Source organism: Kitasatospora sp. NPDC054939 (genome assembly GCF_053610105.1).
Window position 1 is genome coordinate 13,606 of record NZ_JBSGXP010000100.1, and the last position, 18,875, is coordinate 32,480.

The 18,875-nt window shown below is 75.8% G+C and carries 18 protein-coding genes; 10 read left to right on the forward strand and 8 right to left on the reverse strand.

The window, feature by feature from the left end; genetic code table 11:
* Position 1 precedes the first annotated feature (1 nt).
* Complete coding sequence (locus tag ACWGB8_RS25580; RefSeq protein WP_452215930.1) at positions 2-1,426, forward strand: selenium-binding protein SBP56-related protein; 1,425 nt, start codon at positions 2-4, stop codon at positions 1,424-1,426.
* 148 nt (positions 1,427-1,574) lie between these two features.
* Here the strand turns inward: ACWGB8_RS25580 and ACWGB8_RS25585 are convergent, their stop codons facing one another.
* The 4 genes from ACWGB8_RS25585 to ACWGB8_RS25600 all read right to left on the reverse strand — a co-directional run bounded on the left by ACWGB8_RS25585 (position 1,575) and on the right by ACWGB8_RS25600 (position 5,243).
* On the reverse strand, positions 1,575-2,858 hold the full coding sequence (locus ACWGB8_RS25585; RefSeq protein WP_452215931.1) for a globin domain-containing protein: 1,284 nt from the start codon (positions 2,856-2,858) through the stop codon (positions 1,575-1,577).
* A 349-nt stretch (positions 2,859-3,207) separates the two neighbouring features.
* A complete protein-coding gene (locus tag ACWGB8_RS25590) occupies positions 3,208-3,651 on the reverse strand; it encodes a DUF6114 domain-containing protein (protein WP_452215932.1) in 444 nt (147 codons plus the stop codon).
* Positions 3,652-3,653: 2 nt separating this feature from the next.
* Complete coding sequence (locus ACWGB8_RS25595) at positions 3,654-4,361, reverse strand: DUF6230 family protein (RefSeq protein WP_452215933.1); 708 nt, start codon at positions 4,359-4,361, stop codon at positions 3,654-3,656.
* A 138-nt stretch (positions 4,362-4,499) separates the two neighbouring features.
* A complete protein-coding gene (locus ACWGB8_RS25600; protein WP_452215934.1) occupies positions 4,500-5,243 on the reverse strand; it encodes a TetR/AcrR family transcriptional regulator in 744 nt (247 codons plus the stop codon).
* A gap of 362 nt (positions 5,244-5,605) precedes the next feature.
* On the opposite strand from ACWGB8_RS25600, the gene ACWGB8_RS25605 reads away from it, so the two are divergent.
* The 4 genes from ACWGB8_RS25605 to ACWGB8_RS25620 all read left to right on the forward strand — a co-directional run bounded on the left by ACWGB8_RS25605 (position 5,606) and on the right by ACWGB8_RS25620 (position 9,094).
* Positions 5,606-6,307 carry a Tat pathway signal sequence domain protein gene (locus tag ACWGB8_RS25605; RefSeq protein ID WP_452215935.1) on the forward strand — a complete coding sequence of 234 codons (702 nt, stop codon included), beginning with the start codon at positions 5,606-5,608 and terminating at the stop codon, positions 6,305-6,307.
* Positions 6,308-6,531: 224 nt separating this feature from the next.
* Positions 6,532-7,404, forward strand: coding sequence for an AAA family ATPase (locus ACWGB8_RS25610; protein WP_452215936.1), 873 nt, complete (start codon positions 6,532-6,534; stop codon positions 7,402-7,404).
* Positions 7,401-8,930, forward strand: a complete 1,530-nt coding sequence (locus ACWGB8_RS25615) for a VWA domain-containing protein (protein WP_452215937.1) — start codon at positions 7,401-7,403, stop codon at positions 8,928-8,930. The genes ACWGB8_RS25610 and ACWGB8_RS25615 overlap by 4 nt, the downstream gene beginning before the upstream one ends.
* A 32-nt stretch (positions 8,931-8,962) precedes the next feature.
* A complete protein-coding gene (locus ACWGB8_RS25620; protein WP_452215938.1) occupies positions 8,963-9,094 on the forward strand; it encodes a hypothetical protein in 132 nt (43 codons plus the stop codon).
* 7 nt (positions 9,095-9,101) lie between these two features.
* Here the strand turns inward: ACWGB8_RS25620 and ACWGB8_RS25625 are convergent, their stop codons facing one another.
* Complete coding sequence (locus ACWGB8_RS25625) at positions 9,102-10,190, reverse strand: DUF1152 domain-containing protein (protein ID WP_452215939.1); 1,089 nt, start codon at positions 10,188-10,190, stop codon at positions 9,102-9,104.
* Positions 10,191-10,403: 213 nt separating this feature from the next.
* Here ACWGB8_RS25625 and ACWGB8_RS25630 point away from each other — a divergent pair, with 213 nt between their 5' ends.
* Positions 10,404-11,813, forward strand: a complete 1,410-nt coding sequence (locus tag ACWGB8_RS25630) for an STM4012 family radical SAM protein (RefSeq protein ID WP_452215940.1) — start codon at positions 10,404-10,406, stop codon at positions 11,811-11,813.
* A 149-nt stretch (positions 11,814-11,962) separates the two neighbouring features.
* Here ACWGB8_RS25630 and ACWGB8_RS25635 read toward each other — a convergent pair whose 3' ends face one another.
* From ACWGB8_RS25635 to ACWGB8_RS25645, 3 genes are all read right to left on the reverse strand, one after another.
* Positions 11,963-12,880 (reverse strand): DMT family transporter, encoded by a 918-nt coding sequence (locus ACWGB8_RS25635; RefSeq protein ID WP_452215941.1) that lies wholly within the window; start codon positions 12,878-12,880, stop codon positions 11,963-11,965.
* A gap of 240 nt (positions 12,881-13,120) precedes the next feature.
* The gene (locus tag ACWGB8_RS25640) at positions 13,121-14,101 is read right to left on the reverse strand and encodes an alpha/beta fold hydrolase (protein WP_452215942.1); all 981 of its coding nucleotides are present in this window, start codon (positions 14,099-14,101) and stop codon (positions 13,121-13,123) included.
* Positions 14,102-14,310: 209 nt separating this feature from the next.
* Positions 14,311-14,520, reverse strand: a complete 210-nt coding sequence (locus tag ACWGB8_RS25645) for a hypothetical protein (RefSeq protein WP_452215943.1) — start codon at positions 14,518-14,520, stop codon at positions 14,311-14,313.
* Between the two features lie 154 nt (positions 14,521-14,674).
* Here ACWGB8_RS25645 and ACWGB8_RS25650 point away from each other — a divergent pair, with 154 nt between their 5' ends.
* The 4 genes from ACWGB8_RS25650 to ACWGB8_RS25665 form a co-directional block, all read left to right on the forward strand.
* Positions 14,675-15,955 carry a D-alanyl-D-alanine carboxypeptidase family protein gene (locus tag ACWGB8_RS25650; RefSeq protein WP_452215944.1) on the forward strand — a complete coding sequence of 427 codons (1,281 nt, stop codon included), beginning with the start codon at positions 14,675-14,677 and terminating at the stop codon, positions 15,953-15,955.
* A 38-nt stretch (positions 15,956-15,993) separates the two neighbouring features.
* Positions 15,994-16,407 (forward strand): PPOX class F420-dependent oxidoreductase, encoded by a 414-nt coding sequence (locus ACWGB8_RS25655; protein ID WP_452215945.1) that lies wholly within the window; start codon positions 15,994-15,996, stop codon positions 16,405-16,407.
* 86 nt (positions 16,408-16,493) lie between these two features.
* Positions 16,494-16,688, forward strand: coding sequence for a hypothetical protein (locus tag ACWGB8_RS25660; RefSeq protein WP_452215946.1), 195 nt, complete (start codon positions 16,494-16,496; stop codon positions 16,686-16,688).
* 41 nt (positions 16,689-16,729) lie between these two features.
* Positions 16,730-18,875, forward strand: a 2,146-nt coding sequence (locus ACWGB8_RS25665; protein ID WP_452215948.1) for a heavy metal translocating P-type ATPase, incomplete at its 3' end; no start/stop codon positions are given.

Sequence of the window (18,875 nt, forward strand, 5' to 3'; positions counted from 1 at the left end):
GATGGCGCACCGCGAGCACACCGACCCGACCCTCTACCGCACGCCCGCGGAGGCCATCGCGGCTCCACCGGAGACGCTGGCGTACGTCGCGGCCTTCGACCGGTCGGCCACCCGGCCGGACGCGCTGCTCACCGTCGACACCGATCCGCAGTCGCCGACGTACGGCCGGGTGCTCCACTTCACCGACATGCCCGAACCGGGCGACGAACTCCACCACTTCGGCTGGAACGCCTGCTCCAGCGCGCTCGCCCACGCCTGCCACGAGCAGCCGGAGCGGCGCTTCCTGCTCCTGCCGGGGCTGCGCTCCTCGAAGCTGCACGTGCTGGACACCCGGCCCGACCCGGTGCGGCCCCGGCTGGTGAAGACCGTGACGGCCGAGGAGTTGGCGCGGAAGGCGGGCTACTCCCGGCCGCACACCCTGCACTGCGGACCGGGCGGCGTGTTCCTCTCCTGCCTCGGCGGTGCCGGGCTCAAGGGCGAGGCCGCGGCCGGCGACGGGCCCGGCGGCGTCGCGCTGCTCGACCACACCACCTTCGAGGTGCTGCGCGCCTGGGAGACCGAGCGCGGACCGCAGCACTTCGCGTACGACGTCTGGTGGCACCTGGGCAGCAACGTCGCGGTGACCAGCGAGTGGGGCACCCCCTCGATGGTGGAGGACGGGGTCGTCCCGGAGCTGCTGCTCGGCCGCAAGTACGGGCACGCGCTGCACTTCTGGGAGCTGGACTCGGGCCGCCACCTGCAGCGGGTGGACCTCGGCGACCAGCACCAGATGGTGCTGGAACTGCGCCCGGCACACGACCCGCACGCCCAGTGGGGGTTCGTCGGGGTGGTGACCAGCGTCGAGGACCTCTCGGCCTCGGTCTGGCTCTGGTACCGCGAGGGCGGGGCGTTCACGGCGCGCAAGGTGATCACGATACCCGCCGAGCCCGCAAAGACCGAGGACCTGCCGCCCGCGCTCCAACCCTTCGGCGCCGTACCGCCGTTGGTGACCGACATCAACCTGTCGGTGGACGACCGGCGGTTGTACGTCTCCGCCTGGGGCACCGGCGAACTGCTGCAGTACGACGTCTCCGACCCCTTCCACCCCCGGCAGACCGGCGCCGTCCGGCTCGGCGGGATCACCGCCCGCACCCCGCACCCGGCCGACCCCGGCACCCCGCTGAACGGCGGCCCGCAGATGGTCGAGCTGAGCCGGGACGGTCGGCGGATCTACGTCACCAACTCGCTGTACGGGGCGTGGGACGACCAGTTCTACCCGGCCGGCATCGAGCCGTGGATGGTCAAGCTGGACGCCGACCCCGAGGCCGACGGGCTGACCCTCGACCACCGGTTCTTCCCGCGCGGGGCGGACTTCCGCGGGCTCCGGGTGCACCAGACGCGCCTGGCGGGCGGCGACGCGTCGTCCGACTCGTACTGCTTCCGGTAGGACGGACCGGGCGGACGGCGGGCCGGGGCGGACGGCGGGCCGGGCCGGGGCGGGCGGCGGGCCGGGCCGGGGCGGGCGGCGGGCCGGGGCGTACCGGCCGTGGGCACGGCGGACGGTCGGTGCCGAGCCCGGCGAGCGGACCCGGCGGTCAGCGGACGCCGAACACCGGATCGTGGTGCACCCGGGAGGCGGGCAGGCCGGCGGCCAGCAGGCGGGAGCGCACCTGGTCGACCATGCCGGCCGGTCCACTGACGCAGGCGAGGTGGTCCGACCAGTCCCCGCCGCGGCGGACGGCCTCGGCCAGCCGGTCGCCGCGGGCCGTCCGGGGGTCCGCACCGGCCGGCGACGGGCCGTCGTCCGGGACCGCGATCAGCTCCAACCAGGGTTTGCAGCCGCCGAGTTCGGCCAGGGCCGGCCAGTCGTAGAGGTCCCTGCGGTCGCGGGCGCCGACGAACAGGTGCACCCGGCGGCCGCGAGGGCGGTGCTCGACCAGGTCCTCCACGATCGCCTTCATCGGGGCGAGGCCGGTCCCGCCCGCCACCAGCAGCAGGTCGCGGTCCGGCGTGCCCTCCGGCAGCAGCGAGCCGCGCGGCGGGCCGAGCCGCAGCCGGTCCCCGACGGCGGTCCGCTCGACGAGGGCCGCACTGACGCCGCCGGGTGCCGTCCGCCGGACGTGGAACTCCAGCTCGTTGTCGCCCCGGGGTGCGCAGCCCATCGAGTACTGCCGCCAGGTGTGCGGCAGCAGCGGGTGCTCGACGGTGCCGTACTGGCCGGCCCGGTACGGGTAGGGCTCGCCGGTGCGTACGCGCAGCACGGCGAGGTCCGGGCGGCGGCGCTCGTGGCCGACCACGGTCGCGTGCCAGTACGGCGGTTCGGTGAGTGCCGACTCGGCACCGGAGACCATCGCCGCGACCGTGAAGCGCAGCATCCGCACCCAGGCGTCCTCCAGCTCGCGGGTCCAGCCGGCGCCCGCACGCTCCCGGATCGCCTCGCAGACGGCCTCCTCGAAGGCCCGGTAGTGCACCGGCCGGACGCCCAGTTTGCGGTGGTCGCGGCCGAGCCGGGCCAGGGTGGCGGCGAGCTCGGCGGGACGGTCCAGGTGTTCTATCAGATGGGTGAACATCCGCTCCAGGTGCGCCTGTTGGAAGTCCATCGACTCGGGGAACAGCGACCGCAGGTACGGGCGGCGCAGGAACATGAAGGCGTAGAGGTGGTCGATGAGTGCGGCGAACGGCGCGACGAGGTCCAGGTCGCGCAGGATGACGCGCTGGTCGGCCGCGCCGTCGTAGCCCTCGGCCACGGGCTGCCGCGGTGGCGGTTCGGGCGGGCCGGCGAACGGCGAGGCCGGGGTCAGGATCCGACGGCGCAGACGCATGGCGTGGTGGCGTGCGATCAGTCGGTCGTACTCGCCGGCGGTGCTGGTGATCTCCATGAAGATCACCCTAACGGATCGTCAGATACTGGTCGGACACCGGGAGTTCACCTCGTCGGCGACGTCCGGGCAAGGTTCTCCCCCGGTGTCCGCCCTGCCATTGAACGGGGTGTCGGCGGGTACCGGAAAGGGCCGTTGGTCCCGGCGGCCAGGGCCGCTCGGCCCGGGTGCTGCGGGCGGCCCGGGTGCGACGGGCAGCTCGGGTGGGACGGGCGGCCCGGGTGCGGCGGGCAGCTCGGGTGGGACGGGCAGCTCGGGTGGGACGGGCGGCCGGAACCGCGGGCAGCGGCACTCGCGGGAATGGGTCCGACCGGCCCGCTCTTGGTCGGGGACGGGCCGGCCGGCCCGGTCAGGTGGTGGAGACGGGTTCCCGCCGCCGACGCAGCAGCCGCCGGCGCGGCAGCCCCCGGCGCAACAGCCGGCGGCGCGGCGGCTGGTCCGGCAGCCAGCCGAAGGCGAGGCAGCTGCCGATCAGGCCGAGGGCCATCCCGACCAGGAACCCGCCCAGGTTGGAGGTCAGCCAGCTGGCCAGCGACAGCAGCACGGCGACGACGGAGTAGAACAGCCGCTGGGCCGGGTTGAACAGGATGAGCACCCCGCAGACGACCATCGTCACCGGCACCAGGTAGCCGGCCAGCCCCTGCATCCCGATGTGCAGGACGACGGGCAGCGGGGCCCGCAGGGTGAACAGGATCTCGGCACCGCCGAGCAGCACCAGCAGGCCGCCCCAGAAGGGCCGCCGGCTCCGCCAGCCCGGTCTGCGCCTGCGGACCGTCGCCGCCGCGCCGCCCATGCTCAGCAGCCGTCCGAGCTGAAGCTCAGCCGCAGGTTGGGCAGTTTGAACGCGCCGGCGGTGGTGGCGTAGTTGTGCTGGCGCAGGTTGCGGATGGTGACGGTGTCGGCCTGCTGGCCGAAGACCCCGGGCGGGCCCTTGACGCCGGCCTTGGTGAAGGTGGAGGCGTCACCGCCGATCTCGATGTTGGTGAACGAGGCGTCGCCGGAGAGCAGGTCGGAGTCGGTGGTCAGGTCGGTGGCGGTGACCGGGGTGCCGGCGTCGCCCGCCCTGATCAGCAGGTTCACGCCGCCGAGGTCCACGCTCTGGCAGAGCTTGGTCAGCGCGGCGTTCTTGATCGCCGAGATGACGACCAGCACCTGGCCGCCGGTGTCCCCGGAGTTGGGACTGTTCTCGATCATCTGGTCCAGGCCGCCGAACTGCTCGAAGCCCTGGCCCTCCAGGGCGTCGGCGGTGACGGTGAACGGCATGCCGGAGATCGCGAACTGGGCGGCCAGCACGCCCTGGGCGGTCAGCGCCATCAGGGTGCCCGCGGCGAACACGGCGGGTACGGCCATCAGGGCGGACCGCTTCAGCCGGACCCGGCCGCGGGTGGCGGCGACGGGCGCGGCGGGCGCCGCGGGGGCATCGGCGGACGGGTCGGCGGGCGCACCGGCGGCTGTGCCGGTGGGTTCCTCGGGCGTGCGGGCGGCGTCGTCGGACGTGGCCATGTGTGCTCCCTCGGGTGGTGGGGCGGGCAGGCACTGGCACGTTGTCCTGGCGCGGACAGCGTCTGCGGCCCGGCCGGTCCGGCCGCCCCGTCGGCAGCGGGGCGTCCCCGGTCGGGTCGCAGTGGGTCAACTGGGAAGCTACTGCCCGGTATTCGGTGGGTCAATACAGGTGCACGAAGGATCACCGGGCGCCAGGCGGCGGGCCGCCTCGGCCGGGCCGAGGAACGGGGCCAGGCAGAACAGGCCCAGGACGGGCAGCAGTTCGGGGAGCCGGCGGGTGCCGCCGGAGTCGATGCAGCGGTACAGCGTCGCGTACACCCCGCCGACCACCGCGTCGACCAGGCTCTGCAGCGCGACGCCGTCCGGCGGTTCGGGCACCTCGGCGAAGAACGCCCGGAAGCGGGTGAGGAGTTGCTCCCGCTCCCGGCGTCCGGCCGGCCCGAGCGCCTCGATCTCGATCACCGCCATGGTGGCGAACGCCGGCACTCCGGCGAGCAGTTGGAGCATCGCCCGGAGCGACTCGCGGATCCCGGCGCACCAGTCGGCCTCCGCGGCGAAGGCCGCCGCCATCCGCCGGACCACCACGCCCGTCCCGTGCCGGTGGGTGGCGAGGAAGGCATCCTCCTTCCCGCTGAACTGCTCGTAGAAGACCGGCCTGGTCACCCCGGCCGCCCGGCAGATGTCGCTGACCGTCGCACGGTGGTAGCCGTGTTCGGCCACCGTCTGCACCAGGGCGTCGAAGAGCCGGTCCCGCTGGGTCGCGGCGACCACCTCGGGGGGCAGCCGACTCGGCCCCCGCTTGATCGATCTGGCCGGGTCGCGGGCGATCCGCGCACCGGGCAGCAGCAGTGTCTCGGCACTCCGGGCAGACTTCTGATCCATCGACAACTCCTGTGCACGGCATTGACATTGACGTGGCCACGGGGCTACAACACTGGCAGGTTTCCAACTGGGCGACGGCCCTGCGGCCGGTCGTCCGCTGCCTCTTCGCACCATCTCTCGCGTTCCGATTCCAGTATGGCGAACGCATGCCCGGCGGTGGCAGCCGCCGACGTGCCGCACCCCCCACCGCCGTACGCCGCACGGGCCCGTGGCGCCGGGTCCGCAAGCCGGACGCACCCACCGACGGCAGCAGCGAGGCCACCGGGGCCCGTCCGACGATTCCCGCCGCACGCCGATGCGACGCGCATGGCCGGGCAAGCCCTCACCCCCACCGAACTCCGCACGGAGAGAGGCACACCCTCATGCGTATCCGCCGCACCCTCGGCGGTGCAGCCCTGGCCGTCCTGGCCCTGGCCGCCACCGCCGTCACCCCCGCCCAGGCCGCCGGCGAGCACACCCCCGCCGCCGAGCGCGCCACCACCGCCACCGCCGTCCTCACCCACGGCAGCGCCGGCGGCACCGCCGCCGCCGTCGGCGACGTGCTGACCGCGAACCTGCAGTCCGGCACGTACGCCACCTTCTACTCCAGCGCCACCGGCACCAGCGGCATCAAGTGCGCCGCGTCGTCCTTCGCCGCCACCGTCACCGCCAACCCGGACGCGCCCGGCGTCGCCACCGAGTCGCTCACCACCCAGACCTTCGGCTCCTGCACGAGCAACGTCCTCGGCGTCACCGGCGTGCAGAGCATCACGGTCAACAACCTGCCGTTCACCAACGCGGTCAGCAGCAGCGGCGCCGTCACCCTCGGCCCGTCCGGTGCCGGCCCGATGCAGACCACCGTCGTGCTGAAGACCATCCTGGGCACCGTCACCTGTGTCTACCGCGCCCCCGGCAGCATCAGCGGCACCACCTCCAACACCGCCCAGACCATCGGCTTCAGCTCGCAGGTCTTCAACAAGTACTCCGGCCCGGGCACCTGCTTCGCCGCCGGCTACTTCAGCGCCACCTACGGCCCCGTCGTCGACTCCTCCGTCCCCGGCAGCCCGCACATCTACGTCAACTGATCCACCCGGCGGCCGGGCCGCCGTCTCGACCCGCCGCCCGGCCGCCGGGCACGACCTCCTCGGCACCGTCCGCGAGCCCGCTGTCGAACCGCACCCGGTCCGGCGGCGGGCTCGTCGTCCCGCCCGCCGTCCCCCGCCCCCGTCGTCCCCCACCCCCGGGCGGTCGAAGTGACCCACCGGTAGGGTGCTGGCACCAGGTGGCGGGCGGACGGGAGGCGGCGGGCATGAGTGACGGCGGGACGGGGTTCTTCGGGTCGGTGGCGGACGTCGAGCGGTGCCTCGCCGAGGCCGGGTACCTGGCGTCGACGGCGGTGGCGACGACCGTCTTCCTCGCCGACCGGCTCGGCAAGCCGCTGCTGGTCGAGGGCCCGGCCGGGGTCGGGAAGACCGAGCTGGCGAAGGCGGTGGCCCGGGTCGGGGCGGCACGGCTGGTCCGGCTGCAGTGCTACGAGGGCATCGACGAGGCCCGCGCCCTGTACGAGTGGAACCACGCCAAGCAACTGCTGCGGATCACCGCCGGGCAGGGCGAGAGCTGGGACGACGCCCGCACCGACATCTTCGGCGAGGAGTTCCTGCTGACCCGGCCGCTGCTCACCGCGATCCGCGGCGACGAGCCGACCGTGCTGCTGATCGACGAGATCGACAAGGCGGACGTCGAGGTGGAGGCGCTGCTGCTGGAGGTGCTCAGCGACTACCAGGTGACCGTGCCCGAGCTGGGGACCATCGCGGCCACCCGCCGCCCGTTCGTCCTGCTCACCTCGAACGCCGCCCGCGAACTGTCCGAGGCGCTGCGGCGGCGCTGCCTCTTCCTCCACCTCGACTTCCCGGACGCCGAGTTGGAGCAGCGAATCGTCCGGCTGAAGGTGCCGGGGCTGGACGCGGTGCTGGCCGAGTCGCTGGTCCGGGTGGTGGGGGCGCTGCGGGCGATGGAGCTGCGCAAGGCGCCCTCGGTGGCCGAGACGATCGACTGGGCGCGGACGCTGCTGGCCCTCGGGGCGGAGGGTCTGGACGACGCGGTGGTCCGCGACACCCTCGGGGTGGTCCTCAAGCACCAGGACGATGTGCTGAAGGCGGCCCGGAAGCTCACCCTCGCATGACGACCGGCACACCCCCCGGCGACGACACACCCCCGGGCGACGGCTCGGCCCACCGCACTGGCACGCCCCCCGGCGACGGCGCGGCCCGCGACGGTGCGCCGGACGGCCGGGTCGCGGCCCGGCTGACCGGCTTCGTCCGGGCGCTGCGCGGCCACGGCCTGCGGATCGGCCCCGCCGAGACGGTGGACGCCGCGGCCGTCGTGGAGGTCCTCGGCCTCGCCGAGCGGGAACAGCTGCGGGCCGGGCTGGCCGCCGCACTGCTGCGCTCGGACGGGCAACGGGCGATCTTCGACGCCGTCTTCGACCTGTTCTTCCCGCTGGGCGTCAGGGAACGCGCCGGCGCCCCGGACGAGCGCGGGAACGAGCGCGCGGACGGACCCGGCGGGGACGGCCCCGAGGGCGCCCGCCGGGACCTCCGCGAGGACCTCCGGGAGCGGATCGCCGCCGCCCTGGCCGCCGACGACCGGGCCGCCCTCGCCCGGCTGGCCGCCGAGGCGGTCGCCGCCTTCGGCCGGTACGGCAACGGTGCGGGCGCCACGCCCGGTTCGGACGGCTGGTCCGCCCACCAGACCCTCAGCACCCTGCAGCCCGAGACCCTGCTCGCCCGGGTCCTGGCGGCCGTGCGGGCGGGCACCGGGCTGCCGGACGTCGCCGACCGGCTGGCCGACGAGGAGGTCCGGCGCCGCATCCGCAGCTTCCGCGCCCAGGTCGGCACCGAGGCCCGCCGCCGGGTGGCCGAACTGCGCGGCACCGAGCGGATCGCCGAACGGGCCGTCGCACCGAGCGCCGACCGGGTGGACTTCCTCACCGCCGGCCGCGACCAGCTCGCCGAACTGCGGCGCACGGTGCAGCCGTTGGCCCGCAAGCTGGCCACCCGGCTGGCCGCGCGCCGGCGCCGGGCCGCCCGCGGCGAGATCGACCTGCGCCGGACGCTGCGCCGCTCGCTGTCCACCGGCGGCGTGCCCCTGCGGCCGGCCTACCGCCGGCGGCGGCCCGCCCGCCCGGAGCTGGTGCTGCTCTGCGACGTCTCCGGGTCGGTGGCCGGGTTCGCGCACTTCACCATGCTGCTGGTGCAGGCGATGAGCGAGCAGTTCAGCCGGGTGCGGGTGTTCGCCTTCGTCAACCGGACCGCCGAGGTGACGCACCTGGTGCGGGCCGCCCGGACGGATCCGGAGCTGCTGGCCCGCCGGGTGCTGACCGAGGCCGCGGTGTACGGCTGGCACGGGAACAGCGACTACGGCGCCGCGCTGGGCGAGTTCGCCGACCACCACCTGGACGCCGTCGGCCCGCGCACCTGCGTCCTGGTCCTCGGCGACGCGCGGACCAACCACCGCGACCCCAACCTGCCGGCCCTGCACCTGATCGCCGACCGCGCCCGCCGGGTGCACTGGCTCAACCCCGAGCAGCCGGCGCTCTGGTCGACCGGCGACTCGGCCGCCGCCGCGTACGCCGGCCTGGTCGACATGCACCCGTGCCGCAACGCCCGCCGCCTCGGCGAGCTGGTCACCCGCCTGCTGCCGGTCTGAGCCGCAGGCCACCGACGAACGGAGGAGTCACGATGATCGCCCAGGGGGTGCGGTCCACCGCACCGTGCGGGACGTGCGGCGGCGAACTCGACCTCGACCTCGGCCAGTGGGTCCGCGAGGGACAGCTGTGGTGGGGCCGGGACGGGAACTGCCGCACAGACTGACGGCTCGTCAGATCAGCCGCCAGAGCGGCGCTGTGCCGTTGACCGGGTCCGCGGCGAGGCCACTGCGCAGTCGGCGGACCGCCGCCGGGTCGAGCGCCAGCTCCTCGGCCACCCGGCGCCGGGTGGCGAGCGCCAGGCCCTCCGCCACCCGCCCGGCCCGCCAGCGCTCGTAGCGCGGGACGGCCGGGGCCCCGCCGTCCTCCGTGACGAGCGGCGCCGACCCCTCGCCGGCCGCGGCCCGGTCGCGCTCCCGGGCGATCTCGGAGAAGCCGCAGACCTCCACGGAGGCCAGCTCCGCGTCCGCCAGCGAGCGGGAGTCGGCCAGCAGCCGCGCCAGCGGGTTGAGCGCCAGCACGGCGTCGAGCGGCGACCGGTGAACGCCTGCACTGCGATCGTCGAGCCGTACCGGGTCGGCCGCGTCGCGGATGCCGCAGACCCCCCGGACACCCCGGGCCGCCGCGGCGAGCAGGGCGCTCGCCTCCGACGGGTGCCAGCCGAACACCGCGTCCACCGGCCGGACGTGCTCGGCGGTGAGGGCGAAAGCGGACGGCGGCAGCCGGGCGAACAGCTGCTCCTCGGGCAGTTCGCGGTCCAGCGCCGGGCCCGCGACCCACACGTCGGTGGCGAGTCGGGTCCGGGCGCAGGCCGCGAGGACGAGGGCGTCGCCGAGCGGGCTGCGCAGCGTGGGCTCGTCGCCGGCGGCCAGGATGTCGCCGCCCACGTCGACCACGTCCACCCGGTCGGCGCCGCAGTGCTCGGCGGCGGCGGCGATCGTCCGGGCGAGGCCGGCCGCGCCGTCGTACGGGTCCAGCAGGCCGAGGGCGCCGCCGAGTTCGCCGGACAGCCGGGGCAGCGAGGAGCCGGCCGCGCCGACGGTGGCGGTGGCCGGGGTGACCAGGTCCAGGTGCGGGCGGGGCGAGCGGAGGCCGGCGAAGTCGGCGCGGCCGCGCGGCCCGGGGAGCGGGTCGACGGTCAGCCGTTCCCAGGAGTAGGTGAGCAGGAGCGCAGGGTCGGCCGGTCCGTACAGCGCGGTCCGCACCATGGCCGCCGCGATGGGATCCCCGCCGCCGCCCGCGGCGATGACGATTCGCTTCATGGGAGAACGCTTACCGCATGCACACCGGAATATGACGGACTTTCACAGGCAGTCGACCGGTCTCCCTAGTGTTCCGTGCGAACGTCCCAAGCGCCGCGCCCCGCACCGCCTGCCCGTCGGAGCTTTCGCCGCATGACCGGGCCGTTCGGCGCACCTACCGTCGTCGGGCCGGGCTTTGCCGGAACTTGACCGATATGAGAGGGAGTTGGGCCGATGAGCAGATCGACACCGGTTCGGATCACGCCACGCCCCACGGAGGAGGAACCGGGTCCGGCGGAGGAACTCGCCACCCCGTACCGGCAGTACGTGTACGCCTACCCGCACCAGAAGGCCTACCGCAGGCTGCCGGACGGGCCGCTGCTCAGCGAGGTGTGGGCGGGCGAGCGGCTCGACGCCCTCTCGCTCTACGTGCACGTGCCGTTCTGCGAGATGCGCTGCGGCTTCTGCAACCTCTTCACCCGCACCGGCGCCCCGGAGGAGGTCACCGGGCGCTTCCTGGACACCCTGGCCCGCCAGGCCCTGGTGACCCGGGAGGCGCTGGAGGCCCAGGGCCGCGACATCCGCTTCACCCTGGCCGCGTTCGGCGGCGGCACCCCCACCTACCTGAAGGCCGACGAGCTCACCCGGCTCGCCGACATCTGCGAACACACCATGGGCGCCGACCTGAAGGCCGTCCCGTGGTCCGTGGAGACCTCGCCCGCCACCGCCACCGACGACCGGATCGCCGTCCTCGCCGAGCGCGGCGCCACCCGGGTGAGCATCGGCGTGCAGACCTTCCTGGAGGAGGAGGCCCGCGCCGCCGTCCGGCCCCAGAAGCGGGCCGAGGTGGACGAGGCGCTCACCCGGCTGAAGGCGGCGGCGTTCCCGATCCTCAACATCGACCTGATCTACGGCATCCAGGGCCAGACCGAGCACAGCTTCCGTACCTCCCTCGACGCCGCACTCGGGTGGGAGCCCGAGGAGATCTACCTCTACCCGCTGTACGTGCGCCCGCTCACCGGCCTCGACGGCCGGCACGCCGACACCGGCGAGAGCTGGGACGAGCAGCGGCTGCGCCTCTACCGCTCCGGCCGCGACCACCTGCTGGCCGCCGGGTACGAGCAGACCTCGATGCGGGTGTTCCGCCGCAAGGGCACCGCCGCCGTCGAGCTGGCCGACGACGCCGGCATCAGCGAGTACAACCAGCAGGCCGGGATGGTCGGACTCGGCGTCGGCGCCCGCTCGTTCACCACCGACCTGCACTACACCACGGACTACGCGGTGGCCGTCCCCGAGGTCCGCCGGATCATCGACGACTACATCGCGACGCCCACCGAGGACTTCCGCCGCGCCCAGTGGGCGTTCCGGATGGACGAGGAGGAGCGCCGCCGGATGTACCTGCTGCAGACGCTGCTGGAGAGCGGCGGCACCTCGCTCCCGCAGTACCGGCAGCGCTTCGGCGCGGCGCCGCAGGAGCACTTCCCCGGCCGGTTCCAACTGCTGCTGGAGCGCGGCTGGGTGACCGAACGGGACTCCGCAATGCTGCAGTTGACGCCCGAGGGGATGGCCTGGGCGGACGCGATCGGGCCGCTGTTCTTCTCGCCGCGGGTCGAGGGCGCGATGGCCGCCTACCAGGACCGCTGAGCCCCGCTGCCGGGTCCGGACCGCCGGGGTGCCGGCCGCCGGGTCCGGACCGCCGGGACCGGACCACTGAGCCTGGGGGCCGCCGAGCCCGGGGCCGGTGTGCCGGCGGGGCCGCCCGCCGGGACCCCGGCACGCCTCCGGAGCCGCCCTCACGCTGCGCCGACGACCGCCCCGCGGCGTCGGCGCAGCGGCAGCGCGACCACCACCAGGCCGCCCAGCAGCAGCGCGAGGCCCGCGCCGGACCAGCCGCCGAGCCGCTCGTCCAGCAGCAGCACGCCGAGCACGGCGGCCACCAGCGGTTCGGCCAGGCTGAGCGTGCCGGTGGTCGCGGCGCTGATCCGGCCCAGGCCGCTGGTGAACAGCAGGTATCCGAGCGCCGTGGTCCCCAGGGCGAGCCACCCGATCAGGCCGAGGGCCCGGGGCGAGCCCAGGCCCTCGGGAGCGGCCACCACCCAGGGCGCCACCAGCAGCCCGGCCGCCAGCACGCAGACCGGCGCGGCGGCGGCCGGATCGCCGCCGGCCGCGGTGAGGCGCTTCGTCCCGACGATGTAGACGCCGAAGCTCGCGCCCGCCACCGCGGCGAGCAGGACGCCCCGGGCGTCCGCCGCGCCGCCGCTGCCGGGGAGCAGCAGCAGTGCCGTCCCGGCGACCGCGAACACCGTCCCGGCCGTCCACTTCGCGTCCAGCCGCTCGCCCGGAGCCCCGCCGATCGGCAGGCGGGCGCAGAGCCCGGCCACCACGGGGACGCTGCCGAAAGCCACCGCCGTGGCCACGGCCGCGCCGGTCCGGTCCACCGCCTGCAGGAAGGCGGCCTGGAACAGCGCGGTCACCGCGATGCCGACCAGCAGCCAGCCGCGCACCCCGCGGGCCCCGAGGGTCCGCAGACCGCGCGGGCGCAGCGCGACGGCGCACAGGACGGCGCCGCCCAGCAGCATCCGGCAGCCGCCGAGCGCCACCGGGTCCGCCCCGGTGTCCGCCCAGCGCTGGGCCGGGCCGACCGTCCCCCACAGCACCGCTGCCGCCAGGACCGGCAGCACCCCCGCCCGTACCGCCGCCCCGCCCGTCATGCGCCCTCCCCGACCCCCGGCCACGGCAGCCACCGGACCGGGGGCGCCGACTGCGATGAAGGCTAGATTCGCCCCGCACGAAGGCCAATTGGGGAATGCCATCGCTCCGGCCCCGCCCGTCCCGGGCTTCCCAGGACCTTCCGACAACCGGGGACGGGGCCGGCGCCGCCCGCTGGAGCGCCCGGACGCCCCGGACCGGCCGCCCCCGCGGTCCTGCTGCCCCGGGCCGTCGACAGCCCGTCAGCCGTCCACGTGCCGCAGGAAGTCCAGCAGCGCGTCGTTCACCTCGGCGGGGCGCTCCTGCTGCGTCCAGTGGCCGCAGCCGGGCAGCACGAGGTGGCGGTGCAGCTTCGGTACCCGGTCCAGCAGGTGCTTCAGTGCGTCGGGGCCGATCAGGGCGGTCACCATGTCGCGGTCACCGGCCGCGTACAGGGCGGGCACCTCGACGGTGCGGCCCTCGAAGGCGGCGAGCAGCTCGTTGTTGCGGTCGATGTTCCGGTACCAGTTGAGGCCGCCTGTGAAGGCCCGCTCGCCGTGCCGGGCGTAGTCGGCGGCGAAGGCGGCGATGTCGTCGCCGGTCAGCCAGCCGGGCAGCGCGGCGGGCTCGGGGACGGTGTCCAGCAGGGTCCGGCCGTCCGGGACGACCCAGGGGCTCGGACCGTCGACGGCCGGGTTGTCGCCCGAGCCGCTCGCCAGGATGCGGCGGAAGGACGACGGCAGGTCCTCGGCCAGCTCCGCGTCGGCGACCCCGGGCTGCTGGAAGTACGCCTGGTAGTAGCCGTCGCCGAACCGCTCGCGCGCGGCGGCGATCGGGGGCAGACCGGTCACCGGCAGCGGCGGAACGCTCAGGCCCGCCACCGCCCGCACCACGTCCGGCCGCAGGGTGGCCGCCGTCCAGGCGACCGGCGCGCCCCAGTCGTGCCCGACCACCACCGCCTGCTCCTCGCCCAGCGCCCGGACCAGACCGGTGACGTCCCCGACCAGGTGCAGCAGGGTGTACGCGTCGACGGCGGCCGGCTGCTCGCTGCGCCCGTAGCCGCGCTGGTCGGGCGCCACCACCCGGTAGCCGGCCTCGGCGAGCGGGCCGAACTGGTGGCGCCAGGAGTACCAGCTCTCGGGGAAGCCGTGCAGTAGGAGGACCAGCGGGCCCTCTCCCTGTTCGGCCAGGTGCAGCCGGATGCCGTTGACCTCGATGTCGCGGTGCCTGATCCCGTCGGCCATGACCACTCCTCACCGTCCGGCGGCCACCCCGCCGCTCGGGCCCAGCTTCGGCCACCGGCGCGGACGGCGGCAAGGGTGCCTCCGGCCGCGCCCGGCGGCACCCTCCCGGCCGTCGGAACGGCCGCCTGAAGGCCGTCGGAGGGACCGCCTGAAGCCGCCTGAAGGCCGCCGGAGGGATCGCCGGAGAGCCATCCGACCGCCCCGTCGGCTCAGCGCCTGCGCTGCTCCGCCAGCCCGATCCCGACCGCCAGCAGCACGCCCACCAGCACGCAGCCGGCGTACCCGGCGGTCTCGTGGCCGTCCGGGACGACGAAGCGCAGGAACCCGAACAGCCGGAAGCCGCCCAGCCAGTCCGACACCAGACCGCTGATGCCGCCGACGACCAGCAGGAAGCTCGCAAAACCCAGCAGATTCTTCATACCGTCGACGCTACGGAGGCCGCCCCGGCCGGGAATCCCACTTTCGGCTCGGCCCGGGCCCACGAAAGTCGTCGCCGCCGCGAAGGCCGTCGCCGCCGATCCGGACGGAGCAGCGCACGGGGCGCCCGCCGGGCCGCGCGGGTACGTTCGGCGTGTGCAGACGTCACGCCTCGTCAGGTGCTGGGCCGCCGCCCTCGGATCGCTGGTGCTCGCCGCGGGACCGGCCGCCGCCGCCGCGCCCGCCCAGGACGCGGTGGACGTGGTCGGCGGCGAGCGGCTGGCCCGGCCCAGCGTGCAGGTGGCCCCGCGGGAGGGTGCGCCCGGCCTCCCCCCGAAGCTGACCGGCCGGGCCTGGCTGGTCGCCGACGCGGGGACGGGCGAGGTCCTGGCCGCGCACAACGCGCACCTGCGGCTGCCCCCGGCGAGCACCCTGAAGATGCTGTTCGCCGAGACGGTGCTGCCGAAGTTCGACCGGCTGCGGGAGCACCGGGTCGCCCCCGCCGAACTGGCCTCGATCGGGCCGGGATCCAGCCTGGTCGGCATCAAGGAGAACCACTCCTACCGGGTCGAGGACCTGTGGCGGGGCGTCTTCCTCAGCTCCGGCAACGACGCCGTCCACGTGCTCTCCCACATGAACGGCGGCCTCGGGGCGACCGTGGCCCAGATGCAGGCCCGCGCCGACGCCCTGCAGGCCCGCGACACCAAGGTGGTCTCCCCGGACGGCTACGACATGGAGGGCCAGCTCTCCTCGGCGTACGACCTGACGCTGTTCGCCCGCGCCGGGCTGCGCAACCCGGACTTCCGCACGTACTGCGGCACCCGGGTGGCCCGCTTCCCCGGCGGGGTGGACAAGGCGACCGGGAAGCGGACCGCCTTCGAGATCGCCAACACCGACCGGCTGCTCGGCAGGTATCCCGGCCTGATCGGCGTCAAGAACGGCTACACCACCAACGCCGGCGCCACCTTCACCGGCGCCGCCGAACGCGGCGGCCGGACCCTGCTGGTGACCGTGCTGCACCCGGAGACCCACCAGGCCGTGTACGACGAGGCCGCGACCCTGCTGGACTGGGGCTTCGCGGCGACCGGCCGGGTCGAACCGGTGGGCCTGCTGGTCGACCCGCCCGCCGGCCCGGCCACCGCCGCGGACCGCCCCGCCGAGGGCGTCCTGCCGCGCGCCCTGGAACAGGCCGACGACGCGCTCGGCCCGGCCGGCTGGACGGCCGTCGCCCTCTCCGGCGCGCTGCTGCTGTGGCTCTCCGGCCGGGCGCTGCTGCGCCACCCGGACCCGGTGGCCGCCGCCGAGGCGCTGCCGGGCGCCGTGCGGGTCACCGCCGGCGCGACCGCCCTCGGCGGACGCTCCCGCCGGCCCGGCCGCCGCCTGCTGCGCACCGTACGGGTCCGGGCGGCCGCCCTGCGCGCGCGGCGCCCGCGCTGACCCCGGTGCCCGTGCGACGGGCACTAGGATCACCCGTCATGACCGCCACCCCGCCGCCGTCGCGCGAACTGCTGGAACGCCTGGTCCGGCTCTCCTCCGGCAGCTACCTGCTGCTCACCACCTTCCGCAAGGACGGCACCGCCGTCCCCACCCCGGTCTGGGTCGTCCGCGACGGCGACGCCCTCGGGGTGTGGACGGTCGCCGACTCCTGGAAGGTCAAGCGGATCCGCAACCGCGCCGACGTCCTGGTGGGTCCGTGCGACGTCCGCGGCAACCCGACCGGCGACGCGTACCCGGGCACCGCGGAGATCCGCTCCCCCGAGCAGACCGCCCGCTACCGGACGCTGCTGCGCCAGAAGTACGGCCTGCTCGGGGTGCTCACCCTGCTCGGCAGCCGGGTCCGCCGCGGCGAGCGCGGCACCGTCGGACTGCGGATCACGCTGACCGACTGACCCGCCGGCGGCCCCGGTCCGGGATCCGTACGAACTTCCCCCTCCCCCGCGGGAACCGGGGGCGAACGGCGGCCGACTGCTGCGGTGTGAGTGATGTGACGCCGGGTGGCCGGCCGTTGTGGGTACTGGCGGGGTTCGCCCTGCTGCTGGTGGTGGTGTTCGGGGTCGCGTTCGCGGTCGGCCGGGCCGCGGGGCCGGTCGCGCCGGGCGTGGTGCCCTGGGGCGGGGACGGGGCGACTCCGGGCGGCGGGCACGTGATGGGCCTGGGAGCCGTCCGGTGAGCGCGCCCGAGGTGGTGAGCACGGACCTGGTGGTCGGCGGGATGACCTGCGCGGCCTGCGTCGGCCGGGTGGAGAAGCGGCTGGCCCGGATCGCGGGCGTGAGCGCCGGGGTCAACCTGGCGACCGGGCGGGCCCGGGTGCTGCACCCGGCCGGGGTACCCGTCGCGGAGCTGGTCGCGGCGGTGGAGCGGGCAGGGTACACCGCCGCCCCGGCGCCGGCCGGCGGGGCCGCGCCGCCGGACCGGGAGGAGCCGGCGGACGGGCTGCTGCGGCTGCTGGTGACGGCGGTCCTCGCGCTGCCCGTCCTGGTGGTGTCGATGGTGCCGGCGCTGCAGTTCCCGGCCTGGCAGTGGGCCTGCTTCGGGCTGGCCGTGCCGGTGGTGACCTGGGGCTCGTTCGACTTCCACCGGCGGGCGTGGCGCGGGCTGCGGCACGCCGCGGCGACCATGGACACCCTGGTGAGCCTGGGGGTGGCGGCCTCGTTCGGCTGGTCGGCGTACGCCCTGCTGTTCGGCGGGGCGGGGGCCGTGGGCATGCGGATGCCGTTCTCCCTGACGGCGGACGGCGGCGGCGCGGCGCACGTGTACCTGGAGGCGGCGGTCGGGGTGCCGCTGTTCGTGCTGGCCGGGCGGCTGGTGGAGGGGCGGGTGCGGCGGCGCGGCGGTTCGGCGCTGCGGGCGCTGGCCGAGCTGGGCGCCAAGGAGGTGTGCGTCCGGGCCGCGGACGGCGCGGAGCGGCTGCTGCCGGTCGAACGGCTGCTGCCGGGGACGGAGTTCGTGGTGCGGCCCGGGGAGCGGGTCGCCACCGACGGCGTCGTGGTGGAGGGCGGCTCGGCCCTGGACCTGAGCCTGCTGACGGGCGAGAGCGTGCCGGTGGAGGTCGGCCCCGGCGACCGGGTGGCCGGCGGGACGGTCAACGCGGGCGGGGCGCTGGTCGTCCGGGCCACGGCGGTCGGGGCGGACACCCGGCTGGCCCGGATCACCGCGCTGGTGGCCGAGGCGCAGGCGGGCAAGGCCCGGGCGCAGCGGCTGGCCGACGCGGTGGCGGGGGTGTTCGTGCCGTGCGTGCTGGCGGTCGCGGTGTGCGTGCTGGGCTTCTGGCTGGGCGCGGGCGCCGATCCGCAGGCGGCGGTGACGGCGGCGGTCGCGGTGCTGGTGGTGGCCTGTCCGTGCGCGCTGGGCCTGGCGACGCCGACGGCGCTGCTGGCGGCGACCGGGCGGGGCGCCGAGCTGGGGGTGCTGGTGCGCGGGCCGGAGGTGCTGGAGAGCCTGCGCCGGGTGGACACGGTGGTGCTGGACAAGACCGGCACGCTGACGACCGGGCAGATGCGGCTCGCGGCCGTCACCGTGCTGGACGGCACGGCGCCGGAGGAGGTGCTGCGGGCGGCGGGGGCGGTCGAGCACCGCTCGGAACACCCGATCGGGCGGGCGGTGGTCGCGGCGGCCGTGGAACGCTGCGGGACACCGCTGCCGCCGGTGGACGGCTTCGCGGCGACGCCGGGGCTCGGGGTCGCCGGGACGGTCGAGGGACGCCCGGTCCGGGTGGTCCGGCCGGACCGGGCCGCGGCACTCGCGCCGGAGCTGGCGCGGGCGGTGGCGGAGGCCGGCGCCGCGGGCCGTACGGCGGTGGTGGTGGAGCTGGACGGGCGGGCGGTGGCGGCGCTCGCGGTCGGGGACGCGCTGCGGTCCGGCAGCTGGCGGGCGCTGCACCGGCTGCGCGGCCTGGGGCTGGAGACCGTCCTGCTGACCGGGGACGGGCCGGGCGCCGCCCGGGCGGTGGCCGACGAGCTGGGCATCCGGGAGGTGCACCATTCGGCGTCGCCGGAGCACAAGGCCGAGGTGGTGGCCGGGCTGCGCGCGGCGGGCCGCACGGTGGCGGTGGTCGGCGACGGGGTGAACGACGCGGTGGCGCTGGCCTCGGCGGACCTCGGGGTGGCGCTCGCCTCGGGCAGCGACGCGGCGATCGGCGCGGCCGGGCTGACCCTGGTGCGCGGCGACATCGAGGCGGTGGTGGACGCGGTGCGGCTGGCCCGCCGGACGCTGGCGACGATCCGGGTGAACCTGCTGTGGGCGTTCGGCTACAACGCCGTCCTGCTGCCGCTGGCCGCGGTCGGGCTGCTGAACCCGATGCTCGCGGCGGTGGCGATGTCGCTGAGCTCGCTGCTGGTGGTCGGCAACAGCCTGCGCC

What these genes read in the sequence shown, in the direction of transcription:
- ACWGB8_RS25635 (WP_452215941.1), bottom strand. Translation starts at nt 12,880, where the DNA reads ATGACGGGCGGGGCGGCGGTACGGGCGGGGGTGCTGCCGGTCCTGGCG.
- ACWGB8_RS25610 (WP_452215936.1), top strand. Translation starts at nt 6,532, where the DNA reads ATGAGTGACGGCGGGACGGGGTTCTTCGGGTCGGTGGCGGACGTCGAG.
- ACWGB8_RS25630 (WP_452215940.1), top strand. Translation starts at nt 10,404, where the DNA reads ATGAGCAGATCGACACCGGTTCGGATCACGCCACGCCCCACGGAGGAG.
- ACWGB8_RS25585 (WP_452215931.1), bottom strand. Translation starts at nt 2,858, where the DNA reads ATGGAGATCACCAGCACCGCCGGCGAGTACGACCGACTGATCGCACGC.
- ACWGB8_RS25625 (WP_452215939.1), bottom strand. Translation starts at nt 10,190, where the DNA reads ATGAAGCGAATCGTCATCGCCGCGGGCGGCGGCGGGGATCCCATCGCG.
- ACWGB8_RS25580 (WP_452215930.1), top strand. Translation starts at nt 2, where the DNA reads ATGGCGCACCGCGAGCACACCGACCCGACCCTCTACCGCACGCCCGCG.
- ACWGB8_RS25600 (WP_452215934.1), bottom strand. Translation starts at nt 5,243, where the DNA reads ATGGATCAGAAGTCTGCCCGGAGTGCCGAGACACTGCTGCTGCCCGGT.
- ACWGB8_RS25590 (WP_452215932.1), bottom strand. Translation starts at nt 3,651, where the DNA reads ATGGGCGGCGCGGCGGCGACGGTCCGCAGGCGCAGACCGGGCTGGCGG.
- ACWGB8_RS25615 (WP_452215937.1), top strand. Translation starts at nt 7,401, where the DNA reads ATGACGACCGGCACACCCCCCGGCGACGACACACCCCCGGGCGACGGC.
- ACWGB8_RS25605 (WP_452215935.1), top strand. Translation starts at nt 5,606, where the DNA reads ATGCGTATCCGCCGCACCCTCGGCGGTGCAGCCCTGGCCGTCCTGGCC.
- ACWGB8_RS25655 (WP_452215945.1), top strand. Translation starts at nt 15,994, where the DNA reads ATGACCGCCACCCCGCCGCCGTCGCGCGAACTGCTGGAACGCCTGGTC.
- ACWGB8_RS25645 (WP_452215943.1), bottom strand. Translation starts at nt 14,520, where the DNA reads ATGAAGAATCTGCTGGGTTTTGCGAGCTTCCTGCTGGTCGTCGGCGGC.
- ACWGB8_RS25640 (WP_452215942.1), bottom strand. Translation starts at nt 14,101, where the DNA reads ATGGCCGACGGGATCAGGCACCGCGACATCGAGGTCAACGGCATCCGG.
- ACWGB8_RS25595 (WP_452215933.1), bottom strand. Translation starts at nt 4,361, where the DNA reads ATGGCCACGTCCGACGACGCCGCCCGCACGCCCGAGGAACCCACCGGC.
- ACWGB8_RS25620 (WP_452215938.1), top strand. Translation starts at nt 8,963, where the DNA reads ATGATCGCCCAGGGGGTGCGGTCCACCGCACCGTGCGGGACGTGCGGC.